The 12,248-nt window shown below is 63.9% G+C and carries 11 protein-coding genes; 4 read left to right on the top strand and 7 right to left on the bottom strand.

Annotated features, from left to right (window positions below):
- Positions 1 to 52 precede the first annotated feature (52 nt).
- Positions 53 to 1,000, top strand: a complete 948-nt coding sequence (locus ACPJXG_RS16230) for a cupin-like domain-containing protein (RefSeq protein WP_425251692.1) — start codon at positions 53 to 55, stop codon at positions 998 to 1,000.
- On the opposite strand, the gene ACPJXG_RS16225 is transcribed toward ACPJXG_RS16230, so the two are convergent.
- A complete protein-coding gene (locus ACPJXG_RS16225; RefSeq protein ID WP_425251691.1) occupies positions 997 to 1,908 on the bottom strand; it encodes a DMT family transporter in 912 nt (303 codons plus the stop codon). The genes ACPJXG_RS16230 and ACPJXG_RS16225 overlap by 4 nt on opposite strands.
- Positions 1,909 to 1,959: 51 nt before the next feature.
- Here ACPJXG_RS16225 and ACPJXG_RS16220 point away from each other — a divergent pair, with 51 nt between their 5' ends.
- Positions 1,960 to 2,517 carry a helix-turn-helix domain-containing protein gene (locus tag ACPJXG_RS16220; RefSeq protein WP_425251690.1) on the top strand — a complete coding sequence of 186 codons (558 nt, stop codon included), beginning with the start codon at positions 1,960 to 1,962 and terminating at the stop codon, positions 2,515 to 2,517.
- Positions 2,518 to 2,533: 16 nt separating this feature from the next.
- Positions 2,534 to 3,460 (top strand): ADP-ribosylglycohydrolase family protein, encoded by a 927-nt coding sequence (locus tag ACPJXG_RS16215; RefSeq protein ID WP_425251689.1) that lies wholly within the window; start codon positions 2,534 to 2,536, stop codon positions 3,458 to 3,460.
- On the opposite strand, the gene ACPJXG_RS16210 is transcribed toward ACPJXG_RS16215, so the two are convergent.
- From ACPJXG_RS16210 to trpS, 4 genes are all read right to left on the bottom strand, one after another.
- Complete coding sequence (locus tag ACPJXG_RS16210) at positions 3,457 to 4,188, bottom strand: class I SAM-dependent methyltransferase (RefSeq protein ID WP_425251688.1); 732 nt, start codon at positions 4,186 to 4,188, stop codon at positions 3,457 to 3,459. The two genes, ACPJXG_RS16215 and ACPJXG_RS16210, sit on opposite strands and share 4 nt — an antisense overlap.
- Positions 4,185 to 5,438: a voltage-gated chloride channel family protein gene (locus tag ACPJXG_RS16205; protein ID WP_425251687.1), complete on the bottom strand. Its 1,254-nt coding sequence runs from the start codon at positions 5,436 to 5,438 to the stop codon at positions 4,185 to 4,187. The genes ACPJXG_RS16210 and ACPJXG_RS16205 overlap by 4 nt, the downstream gene beginning before the upstream one ends.
- A 36-nt stretch (positions 5,439 to 5,474) precedes the next feature.
- Positions 5,475 to 7,064, bottom strand: a complete 1,590-nt coding sequence (locus ACPJXG_RS16200; RefSeq protein WP_425251686.1) for a pyridoxal-dependent decarboxylase — start codon at positions 7,062 to 7,064, stop codon at positions 5,475 to 5,477.
- 119 nt (positions 7,065 to 7,183) lie between these two features.
- Entirely contained in the window at positions 7,184 to 8,260 is a 1,077-nt protein-coding gene (gene trpS / locus ACPJXG_RS16195; protein ID WP_200880242.1) for a tryptophan--tRNA ligase, read from the bottom strand.
- A 317-nt stretch (positions 8,261 to 8,577) separates the two neighbouring features.
- Between trpS and ACPJXG_RS16190 the strand changes: the two genes are divergently transcribed.
- On the top strand, positions 8,578 to 10,530 hold the full coding sequence (locus ACPJXG_RS16190) for a CocE/NonD family hydrolase (protein ID WP_425251685.1): 1,953 nt from the start codon (positions 8,578 to 8,580) through the stop codon (positions 10,528 to 10,530).
- Here ACPJXG_RS16190 and ACPJXG_RS16185 read toward each other — a convergent pair.
- Together ACPJXG_RS16185 and ACPJXG_RS16180 are read right to left on the bottom strand one after the other, a co-directional pair.
- Positions 10,527 to 11,384, bottom strand: a complete 858-nt coding sequence (locus tag ACPJXG_RS16185; protein WP_425251684.1) for an EamA family transporter — start codon at positions 11,382 to 11,384, stop codon at positions 10,527 to 10,529. The two genes, ACPJXG_RS16190 and ACPJXG_RS16185, sit on opposite strands and share 4 nt — an antisense overlap.
- 7 nt (positions 11,385 to 11,391) lie before the next feature.
- Entirely contained in the window at positions 11,392 to 12,213 is an 822-nt protein-coding gene (locus tag ACPJXG_RS16180) for a substrate-binding periplasmic protein (protein ID WP_176388783.1), read from the bottom strand.
- Positions 12,214 to 12,248: the final 35 nt, after the last annotated feature.

Here is a 12,248-nt window from a genome sequence, read left to right as displayed (position 1 = left end):
AATAGCGCACGGTCGCGCCATGGCGCGCGACGCCTGATCGCAAAGAAGGTTTATGTCTGCAGAAAAAAAACAGCCGCTTCCGCTTGCGGCAGCCCCCATATTGCCACGCGCATTGCCGCCCCGGCCCCCAGCCGAATTCAGTTCGCCCGAAGCGGCCCTGGCGCGCAAGCAGGCGCGCGAAGACAAGGATGCACAGGTGCGCGGAGTGACCTCCATCGACGCCATGCGCGAGGCCATCAAGCTGGCGGCGCGTGACTTGCCGGCTATCACCGCCGTGCCATGCCTGGGCATGCTGGACGCCGCCGCCTTCCGCGCACGCGCCGCGCTGGGCTTGCCTTTCCTGATGCGCGGGCTGGTACAGCGCTGGCCTTTGTCCCAGCTGGCGCCCGAAGTCTTGCGCGAGCAGTTCAGCCATGTGCCCGTGCGGGCGCGGGTGGGCGACTACATCAACACGGCCTTTGCTGCCGACCGCGCCATGCAGGATATGTCGATGGGGCAATACCTGGACCTGGTGGAAGGGGGCGCGCATGTGCTGCCGCCTTACCTGGGCAACCTGGAATTGCGCGAACTGAACCGTTTGTGCCACTGGCCCACGTATTTCGACAAGATGGGCCCGCCGCGCTTCTGGGTCGGGCCGGCAGGCACTGTCACGCCCTTGCATTGCGATTACGATGACAATATCTTCGCGCAAGTGTGGGGCCGCAAGCGCATCTTTTTATCGCCGCCGCACCATGACGCCTTTCTGTATCCCAGCGAAGCGAACGCCATCCTGTTCGGCTCGCCCTTCGATCCGGAAGCGCCCGATTTCCAGCGCTTTCCCCTGGCGCGCCAGGCCACCATGATCGAGTGCCTCGTCGAGCCGGGCGACATGCTGTACGTGCCCGCCGGCTGGTACCACCAGGTGCGGGCGCTGACGTTTTCGCTGTCGTCGAACCGCTGGGCCAGGGCCGTGCCGCTGGCCTTGCATGGCGGGGCGGAGTTGCGGCGTACCGAGGCTTAATCTGATGACACGATGGCCTTGCCATCGGCGCGCAAACGCCGGGGCCGCCACTCGCTGAGGATGCCCGCAGCGATGATCAATATCGCGCCCACGATGGCCAGGGCCGGCAGCCGTTCGCCGGCAATGCGGCCGATGACGCCCGCCCACACAGGTTCGCCCGCATAGATCAAGGTGGCCTTGGTGGCGGAAATGCGCTTTTGCGCCCAGTTCATCACATACTGGATCAGTGCGCTGGCGCAACCCAGCGCCAGCACGCTGAGGATGAAAGTCTTGCCGAGTACTGGCGGCGCTTCGCCCATGACGGGCATCAGCAGCAGGGCGATCAAGGACGCCGTGGCCAGTTGCACGATGGTCACGCGCAGGATGTTCAGCTGCGGCGAGACGCGGCTGATGAGGATGATTTCCAGGGCAATGGCGATGGCGCCCACGGCCGTCATCAGCTCGCCCTTGCCGAAACCCATGCTCAAGCCATCCGTTCCCGTCAGCAGCAGCAAGCCGACGAACGCCAGCACGACGGCCGCCCATACGGCAGGGTGGGGCCGCTGCTTGAAGACCAGCCATTGCACCAGCGGCACGATGGGCACGTAGAAGGCTGTGATGAAGGCCGATTTGCTGCTCGTGATATGCATCAAGCCATAGGTTTGCAGCGCGTAGCCGCCAAAGATGCTCACGCCGATGGCCATGCCGGTGAATAACTCCGCCTTCGTCAACTGGCGCAACTGGCCCCGGCAAATCAGAGCGCCGATGCCCGCGGCCACGGCAAAGCGGGCGGCCACGAAGGCCAAGGGGCCGCTGACCGTCACGGCATGTTGCACGATGAGAAACGTGCCGCCCCAGATGAAGGTAATGGCGATCAGGGCCAGTTCGGGCAGACCCATGGCGGGAGGGGGACTTGCGTGTGTTTTCATGGGAGGCTATGCTATGAGCAAAATATTTCCCATCATAATAGGAGCAATATATTGCGCAGTCAAGCCGAGGCCGGTGGCGTGCTGGCACACCTGGCCACCAATTTGCGGCGCTTGCGCCTTGCCGCCGGCCTTAGCCAGGAAGAGCTGGCGCGCCTGTCGGGTCTGAGCCGGCGCATGGTCAATGGCGTGGAGGCGGGCAGCACCAACATCAGCCTGGCCAATCTCGACCATGTGGCGGCCGCCTTGAACGTGGCCTTTGTCGACCTCGTCCAGCCGCCGCAGCAAGCGCAGGCCAGCCTGCGCGTGCTGATGTGGCAAAGTGCATCGCAGGCCAGCCAGGCCGTGCTGCTGGGCGCGGCGCCCGCCAGCCGCCAGGTGGAACTGTGGTCATGGACCCTGGCGCCGGGCGAGCGCTACGATGCGCAAGCCGACCCGGCCGGCTTCAGCGAAATGCTCTACGTGCTCGAAGGCGAGTTGCAGCTCGTGCTGGCGGCGGAAACCAGGCAACTGGCCACGGGCGATTTTTTCGTCTTCAGCAGCGCGCAAGCGTATGCCTACGTGAATGCGGGCGCATCCACCTTGCGCTTTACGCGCAATGTGGCCAGCTAGGAACCAAGGGAGAATCATGATGACGTCAACTTTATACCAGCCGACTTTGCATGACCGATATCTGGGCGCCATGCTGGGACTTGCCTGTGGCGATGCCGTCGGCACGACCGTGGAGTTTTCCCCGCGCGGCAGTTTTGCGCCCGTGACGGACATGATTGGCGGCGGCCCATTCGGCCTGCAGCCGGGACAATGGACGGACGATACCTCGATGGCGCTGTGCCTGGCCGAGAGTCTGGTATTGAAAGGGGCGTTCGATCCGGCGGACCAGATGGTGCGGTATTTGAACTGGTGGCAATGGGGTTACCTGAGTTCCACCGGCACCTGCTTCGATATCGGCGGAACGGTAAGGGACGCGCTGGCCAGTTTCCAGGAAACGGGCGACCCCTGGAGTGGTTCCACCGCGCCTGACACGGCGGGCAATGGCTCACTCATGCGCCTGGCCCCGGTCGTGCTGTTTGCTTATCCGGATGTGGCGGCAGCCGTGGCCTGCGCCGCCGACAGTTCCCGCACCACCCACGCGGCGCCGGAAGCGGTCGAAAGCTGCCAGCTGTTTGCCGCCTTGCTGTGCAGTGCGCTGGCGGGCACGGCGAAGGAAGCGTTGATGGGCAGCATCGCGTACCGGCCTGCCGAACCGAAGCTGAGGGAGCTGGCAAGCGGCAGTTTCATCGGCAAAACGGAGCAGCAGATACGCGGCACCGGCTATTGCGTGGAATCGCTGGAAGCGGCGCTCTGGTGCTTCTTCAATACGGATTCACTGGAAGAGGCCGTATTGCGCGCCGTCAACCTGGGCGAGGATGCCGATACAACCGGCGCCATCGTCGGCCAGCTTGCCGGCGCCTATTATGGCGCCCAGGCAATTCCTGCGCGCTGGCTCGACGTCCTGGCCATGCGGGGAGATATCGAAGAGCTGGCGGACAATTTGTTCGAGCGGGCCAGACCCTAGCGCAGGCCGCAGCCCACCAGCAGCAGCATCGGCCGCTCGCGCTCTTCCGCCAGGGCCGGCTGTTGCGCCACCTGCGCGTCGGTCGGCCCCCATTCTTCCACGTGTTCCAGCTGGAAACCGGCGCGTATCAGTGCATTCAAGGTCGTGCCGAGGGTGCGGTGCTGCTTGATCACTCCGGGCGCCAGCCAGTCCGACGTCCTCGGGCCTTGCTGCTGGTAGCTGTCGATGGGCCAGGTCTTGCATCCTTGCGCATCCGTCAGCCAGCCGGGCTGGCGTGGCGCCATGAAGATCGGGTGCTCGATGGAAAATACCAGCTTGCCGCTAGGCTTCAAGGCGTGGTGGATAGCGGCCAGCAGGGTGCCAAAATCCTCGATGTAGTGGAACGCCAGCGAACTGTAGACGAGGTCGTAGCTGGCGGGCGGCAAAACCAATTGCTCCAGGTCCAGCCGTGCATAGTCGACCACCGCGTACTCCCCCATGCTGCGTGCCTGCGCCAGCATCTTTGCCGACACGTCCACCCCCAGCACTGATGCCGCGCCCGCCTCGGCAGCCCAGCGGCAGAACCAGCCATAGCCGCAGCCCAGGTCGAGTACGCTTTTGCCTTGCAGCTCTGGCAGCATGGCGCGCAGGGCTGGCCATTCGGGGGCGCTGTCGAGGCCACCGAGGGAGCGGGGCAGCTGGCTGTAAGCCGTGAAAAAGGCGTCGTTGTCGTAGATATTCTGTGTCATGTATCGAGATCCTTGTGCTCTGTGCGCTTGGCATGGCCACTGCGTTGCGCCCGGTAAATGCCCGCGTGGCCGGAAAACAGGTAGGCCACGACGCAGGCGATGGCCGCGTACACGCCGATTTCGGCGCCGAACAGTTCCATCGCCATCAGGGTGGAGGCGATCGGCGTGTTGGCCGCGCCCGCAAAGACGGCGACAAAACCGATGGCGGCCAGCAGGGTGGCGGGCTGGTGCAGCAGCGGGCCCAGCGCATTGCCCAGGGTCGCCCCGATGAAGAACAATGGCGTCACTTCGCCGCCCTTGAAACTGGTGCCTAATGAAATGATGGTAAACGCCATCTTGCCGAGGAAATCCCAGGCGGGCAGCGGTTCCTTCAGCGCATCGACGATGGTGGGAATGCCCAGGCCGATATACTTGTCCGTGCCGATCAGCCATACGGCGGCGGCGATGATCACGCCGCCGGCAAGCGGACGCAGCGGGGCGTAGGCGATCCAGCGTTTCATCAGGCCGCTCAAGCCGTGCGTGGCTTGAGCGAATACTTTGCCCGTCACGCCGAACAGCACGCCAGCGATCACCATCGCGCACAAGGTCCAGGCGGAGAGGGCGGGGATCAAGGGCACGGCGTAATGCGTATGGTGAATGTTCAATAACTGCGCCCACAGCAAGCCCACCTGGTCGGCGATGACGGCGGCAGCCAGGCAGGGCAGCATGGCTTCATAGCGCAGGCGGCCGATGGCCAATACTTCCAGGCCGAAGAGGGCGCCTGCCAATGGCGTGCCGAAGACGGAGGCAAAGCCGGCGCTGATGCCGGCCATCAGGATGATGCGGCGGTCTTCATTGTTCAAGCGAAACATGCGGGTCAGCTGGTCTGCCAAGGCGCCGCCCATCTGCACGGCCGTGCCTTCGCGTCCGACGGAAGCGCCGAACAAATGCGAGATGACGGTGCCGCCCAGCACCAGCGGCGCCATGCGCAGGGGGATGATTTTTTTCGGGTCGTGGATTTCATCGATGAGCAGGTTCGCGCCGCCTTCGACACTGCGGCCATAGCGCAGATACAGCCAGCCGACGGCAAAGCCCGCCACGGGCAGCAGCCAGATCAGCCACGCGTGCGCCATCCGCGTGCGCGTGGCCCAGTCCAGGGCGAACAGGAAGAAGGCCGAGGCCGATCCCGCCAGCACGGCCACGACCAAGGCCAGTAGCAGCCATTTCAACAGATGCTTTAACAGATCGGTGAGGGCGCTAAGACGCTGCATTGTTCATCCAGTCAAGGCTGATGGGTGGGGGATTCCTTACAGGCCCAATTCCGCCACCAGCGCCTGGCCGATGGCGCGCTGTTCGGCCAAAATGGCGCGCAAGTGGTGGGGGCGCGTCTTGACGTTGGTCATGACCACGCGCAGCACATTGGTCGGGCCGGGGTAGCGCGTCGATTCGAGTACCGTGCGCGACACGAAGCTGTGGCCTTGCGCCTTTTGCCGGTTCTGCAGCTTGGCGTTCAAGGTGTTGAGTTGCTTGTTCAGTTCGCTCGCCGCCTCCACGTCGCCGCTGGCCAGCAAGCTTTCCATGCGCTGGCGCAAGTGCGCGGGCACGTAGCGGTAGGTGAGAATGAAGGTGTCCGAGCGCGTGACCAGTTCGAAATCCTGCTGGTCGGTCAATAAATCCTGCAACTGGCCGGACAGGGTGGCCGCCTGCTGCAGCAAGGTGGTGTAGCCGGACACGCCGAGCACCTTGAACGAGGTCCACAGTTTCAGGGCATCGAAGCGGCGCGAACCTTCCAGCGAGGTCTGGCCCAGGTCGCCCGAGTTGTCGCGCAAGATGTAGTTGGCGTTGTGTTTGAGCAGGTTCAGGCTGGCGCTGTCCTTGAACAGCACCATGCTTTGCGCCATCGGCACCCACAGCAATTTATGCCCGTCGATGACGACGGAGTCGGCTAGGGCAATGCCGTCGTACAGTGCGCGGTATTGTTCCGCGATCAAGAGGGCGCCGCCCCAGGCCGCATCCACATGGAACCAGATGTTTTCCCGTGCGGCAATGGCTGCCATGGCGGCCAGCGGGTCGATGGCGCCCGTTTCCGTCGTGCCGGCGATGCCGATCATGGCGACGACCTTGATATTGCGCAATTTCAAGTCGGCAATGGTTGCTTCCAGCGCGGCGACGTCGATGCGGTTGTCGCGGTCGACGGCCACCAGCTGCAAGGCGTTTTCACCGAGCCCCAGGGTCGCCAGCGCCTTTTTCACGGAGTAATGGCTGCGGGCCGAACCGATCACGGCCAGTCCCGCGTAACTGGATTCCTGCATGGCGGCAAACAAACCGCGCTTGCGGGTGCCGGGCAATTGCTGTTCCAGCGCCACGGCCAGGGCCGTCAGGTTGCCCATGGTGCCGCCATTGACGACATTGCCCAGCGCGCCGCTGGTGGCGGCCATGGCCTGTGTGTAGACGGCGTCCGGTTGCTGGTACACCTGACGGTGCAGCCAGCCGAGGATCTGCTTTTCGATCAGGGTCGACACGTACGCCGTCTCGATCTTGACCTGGTTCTGGTTCAGGGTGGCCGTAAACGCTTCGGCCAGCACGCTGATCCATGGCAAGGCCTGCGTCATGTGGCCGATGTATTGCGGGTGGTTCAGCTGGGCCGTATTGGCCAGCACGGTGGTGTCGAGTTCTTGCAGGAATTGCGCCACGGGCATGCCGTGCGCGGGCAGGCAGGTGTCGGACAATTGCGTCAGCAGTTCCGCATACGGCGTATGCGGGTAGGGAGTGTCGCGCTCGGCGGCCAGCCAGCCGCCCAGCATGCCCAGCGCCTGTTGCAGGGGCGCGGGCGAGCGTTGCAGCGCATCGATGGAAAAATGCTGCTGCAGCAGCTGTTCGATAGGGGTATCGGTCATGGCGCGTTGTCTTCTCTACGGATTGCTGGTGCCACGGTGACAAACGAATTGCGCCCAGGCGAAAGCGGGATTTTACCCGACTCCGCCTGAGCGCATCAGTTTGCTATTACTGCTATTGATCAGAAGTAGTTGAGACCCAGCGCCGACTTGACTTCATCGGCCGTGCGGGCCGCCACTTCGCGCGCCTTGAACGTGCCTTCCTTGAGCATCTGGATGACTTGCCCTTTGTCCTTGGCGAACTCTTCGCGGCGGGCGCGGATCGGCGCCAGCATTTCCTGCAAAACCACGTCCAGGCGCTTCTTGACGATGCTGTCGCCCAGGCCGCCACGTACATAATGGGCTTTCATTTCGGCCAGCGCCGCTTTTTCCGGGTCGAACGCGTCCAGGTAGGTAAACGCGATGTTGCCTTCCAGGTGGCCCGGATCTTCCACGCGCAGGTGCAGCGGATCGGTATAGACTTTTTTCACGGCGGCCGTGATTTCGGCCGAGGTCGCGCCCAGGTTGATGGTGTTGCCCAGCGACTTGCTCATCTTCGCCTTGCCATCGATGCCGGGCAGGCGGCCGATGTCCGGCACCAGCGCCTTGCATTCCATCAATACTTCGCGGTTGTACATGCGGTTGAAGCGGCGCACGATTTCATTCGTTTGCTCGATCATCGGGATCTGGTCTTCGCCCACGGGCACCACGCCCGCCTTGAATGCCGTGATGTCGGCCGCCTGGCTGGCAGGGTAGGTCAGGAAGCCGGCCGGGATGTCGCGCTCGAAGCCGCGCAGGCGGATTTCTTCCTTGACGGTAGGATTGCGCTCGAGGCGCGCCACGGTAACGATGTTCAGGTAGTAAAAGGTCAGCTCGGCCAGTTCCGGGATCTGCGACTGGATGAAGACCGTGGTTTTCGCCGGGTCGATGCCGACGGCCAGGTAATCGAGCGCCACTTCGACGACGTTGCGGTGCACCTTGTCGATGTCGTCCATATTGTCCGTCAGCGCCTGCGCGTCGGCCAGCATGATGAATTGCTTGTAGCTGTTCTGGTAACGGACCCTGTCGCGCAGGCTGCCCACGTAGTGACCCAGGTGCAAGGGACCGGTCGGGCGGTCGCCCGTCAGGATCACGGATTGCGAAGCGATGGCGGCAGGGGACAGCGGCGCTGCCGGTGCGTCGTTCTGGTCTTGGGTATCGGGGGTATTAGGCAAGCTCATCAAGTTTCCTTTTGAGCCGCCTGCATCGGGGATGATCCAGGCTGAGCCTGTTACGCCACCGATCGAGGCGGCGTGGATCAGATTCACATCACTATGCAGTGGCCGCGCGAAAGTGAGCGGGACCACCAATTCAAGCAGGCGTGTTGTGAAGGGATAAATTTCATGGCGTTATGGTTGCAGTTCGCACGCGTTCTGTCAAGTTTGCGCCCCGATTTCTCTGCTGCGCCGCGTCAGAGGCATGCCTTATGCAAAACTTGCTTTCCGGGTACTATTGCCGTTCGGCCACTTTTGCGTGGCATGAATCATTGGAGAACAGTATGCACGTGTCGTCCCCCGTCCGGCTCACCTGCCTGGCCTTGATTGTAAGTTCCCTGTTTACCGCGCCCGTGCTGGCGCAAACGCCGAAAACGCCGCCGATGACGCCCGATATCGGCGCCAAACTGGTGATGCCGGACCTGAACGACTACGTCAAGCGCGTGGTAATGATCCCCATGCGCGACGGCGTCAAGCTGTACACGGTGATCGTCGTGCCGAAAGGCGCGCAAAAAGCGCCGATCATGCTCACGCGCACGCCGTACAATGCGGCCCGCCGCGCCCAGCGCGCCGCCAGCCCCAGCATGCTGGTCACCTTGCCGCTGGGCGACGATACCCTGGTGGAAAACGGCTACATCCGCGTGTTCCAGGACGTGCGCGGCAAGCATGGCTCGGAAGGCGATTACGTGATGACGCGGCCCGTGCGCGGCCCGCTGAACAATACCAAGGTCGATAATGTGACCGATGCGTGGGACACGATCGACTGGCTCGTGAAAAATGTGCCGGAAAGCAATGGCAAAGTCGGCATGCTCGGTTCCTCGTACGAGGGACACACGGTACTGATGGCCCTGGTCGACCCGCATCCGGCCCTGAAGGTGGCCGTGCCCATGAGCGCCATGGTCGACGGCTGGCGCGGCGACGACTGGTTTCATAATGGCGCCTTCCGCATGCCCAGCCTGTCGTACATCGCGGGCCAGACGAGCGTGCGCGGCAGCGGCGAATCGCCGGCGCTCGGTGTCTACGACGATTACGAGGCGTATCTGCGCATCGGTTCGGCCGGTGATTACGCGAAGAAATTCGGCATCGACAAGCTGACCTACACGAAAAAGCTGTTCGAACACCCGGCTTACGACAGTTACTGGCAGGAACAGGCGCTCGACAAGATACTCGCCAAGCGTCAGCTGATCGTGCCCACCATGCACGTGGTGGGACAGTGGGACCAGGAAGATATCTATGGCCCCTACGCCACCTACTGGGCGATGGAAGGGCGCGACACGCGCAACAACCTCAATTACCTGGCCATCGGCCCGTGGCGCCACAGCGGCGTCAATTATGATGGCTCCAGTCTGGGCGCCTTGAAGTTTGACGGCGATACGGCGCGCCAGTTCCGTGAAAAAGTCATGCAGCCATTCCTCAATCAATATCTGAAGGATGGCGCGCCGGAAGCGAACACGGCGCCCGTCGTGTCGTACCAGAGCGGCACCAACCAGTGGCAGCGCCTGCAGCAGTGGCCGCTGGCCTGCGAGACGTGTGATATCAAGCTGACGCCGATCTATCTGCAGGATGGCTACAAGCTGGGCTTTGCGGCGTCATCGGCCACAGCCGATGCAGCCAGCGGCGCCTTCGACGAATACGTGGCCGATCCTGCGAAACCCGTGCCGTTCGTGCCCCGTCCCGTGCGCCTGAACGATGGCGACGTGTGGAAGCCATGGCTGGTCAGCGACCAGCGCGGCTATGCGGACCGCACGGACGTGCTCAGCTATGTTTCCGAACCGTTGAAGACGGCCGTGCGCATCGCCGGCGCGCCGATGGTCAACCTGTTCGCCGCCACCAGCGGCACGGATGCCGACTGGGTGGTAAAACTGATCGACGTGTATCCGGATGAAGTACCGTCGCAGCCGGCCATGGGTGGGTATCAATTGGGCGTGGCGATGGACATCTTCCGCGGGCGCTACCGGGACAGCCTCGAACACCCGACGGCGATTCCTGCCGGTAAGGTCGAGCGCTACCGTTTCGCCTTGCCGAACGCGAACCACGTCTTCCTGCCGGGCCACCGCATCGCCGTGCAAGTGCAGTCGAGCTGGTTCCCCCTGTACGACCGCAATCCGCAAACCTTCGTGCCGAATATCTTCCTGGCCCAGCCAGGCGATTATAAAAAGGCGACGCAGCGCGTGTACCACGCGGCAGGGGCGGCCAGCGCCATCGAGTTGCCGATAGCGCCGCTCGACGCCCGCTAGCCCATGCGCATGAGGATGGCGCCCGCCGCGATCAGGCCGATGGCCAGGTAGCGGCGGGGGCTGATTTTTTCGCGCAGGAACAGGGCCGCAATGGCGATGGCGAACAGGATCGACGTTTCGCGCAGGGCCGCGATGGCGGCCACGGGCACCTGCGTCATGGCCCACAGGGCCAGGCCATACGAGGCGAGGGTGCCGAAACCGCCAACGGCGGCCAAACGCCATTGCGTTTGCGCATAGGCAAGCAGGTCGGCGGGGCGGCGCAACGCCGTCCACAGCAGCAGGCCCGTTCCGTTCAAGACAAAAATCCACATCGTGTAGGCGGCCGGGGCGCCGGACAGGCGCACGCCGATGCCGTCGATCAGGGTATAGCTGGCGATGACGCAGGCGTTGCCCAGCGCAAAGGCGGTGGCGCGGCCCGTGCTTTTCGGCGCCTTGCCGATAGTGCTGGTGCGCGCGGCAAGATACAGGCCGAAGATGCCCGCGCAGATGCAGGCGACGGCGCCCATCTGCGTGGCGGACAGGCGCTCGCCGATCAGCGGCCAGCTGGCCAGCGCCACGAGCAATGGCGCGCTGCCGCGCATCAGGGGATAGGCATGGCTCATGTCGCCCGCCTTGTAGGCGGCCGCCAGCAGCGAGTAATAGGCCAGCTGCGCCATGGCCGAGGCAGCCAGGTAAGGCCAGCTGGCAGGGGCGGGAGGGTTGACGAAAGGCAGGACGGCCAGCGAAATCAGGGCCGCGCCCACGGAAACGAGCACCGTGCTGAGAAAGGTATCCTTGCCCGACTTGACGATGGCGTTCCAGCTGGCGTGCAGCAGGGCGGCAAACAGGACGACGGCGACGACCAGACCGGACATGCAGGCCTTAGCGGGGGCGTATGCTCAGCGACAACAGTTCCTGGCGGTGATGGCGCTGGAAGCCTTCCATCACGGAACCCGAGCGGCCCGCCTTGTCCAGCAGTTCGCGCAGGGTGGCCTGGTCTTCCGGCGTGAGGGACTTGCGCGACAGGTAGACGCCGCTCATGCCCCACGGCAGTTCCGGCAGCGCTTCCAGGCGCAAGCGGTCGGCCAGGCCATATACGCGCGCGTCGTTCTGCGCCACGCCGGCGAGGATGGTGGGGCTCATGATGGTGGCATCGATGAAGCCGCTTTGCATCAGGCGGGCCACGGACAGGGCGTCGACTTCGTAAAACAGGCGCCCCTGGCTGCTCAGCTCCTTCGCCAGCGCCTGGTACGGTGCGCCATAGTCGTAGCCGCGCACCAGCGCCACGCGCAATTCGCGCCGCTCGATCAGTTCCTGCATGGTGTTGATGGGCGCGCGTGCGCCCTGTAGCGAGATCAGCAGGGGGCGGCTGCCCAGCATGGGAATGAACAGGCCATGCTGGTCGCGCCGCAAGGTGCTGCTGGCCGGGATCAGCATATCGGCCTTGCCCGTCTCGAACATCGCTTCCAGGCGCGCGCGGGGCACGGCCGTGAAGATGAAATTGCAGCCAAGTTTGGCGCCCATGCTGCGCAGCAAGTCGGGATAGATGCCGCCGATCGTGGCGCCATTGACCACCACGCTGGCGCCGATGGCCGAGACGGGCACCTGGATGTCGCGCGAGCATTGCGCGCCCGCCAGCGGTGGCAGCGCCAGCGCCAGCATGGCCACGGTCCGGCGCCAGGCGCTGGAATAAAAGTCAGTCATACCCATCCTTGCTCACCATCGAATGCGGGGCGTCG

It is taken from the genome of Janthinobacterium sp. NFX145, assembly GCF_049810325.1.
Lineage (GTDB): Bacteria > Pseudomonadota > Gammaproteobacteria > Burkholderiales > Burkholderiaceae_D > Janthinobacterium > Janthinobacterium rivuli.
Note: the sequence above shows the minus strand (reverse complement) of the source record. Positions and strands in the feature narration are given on the sequence as shown.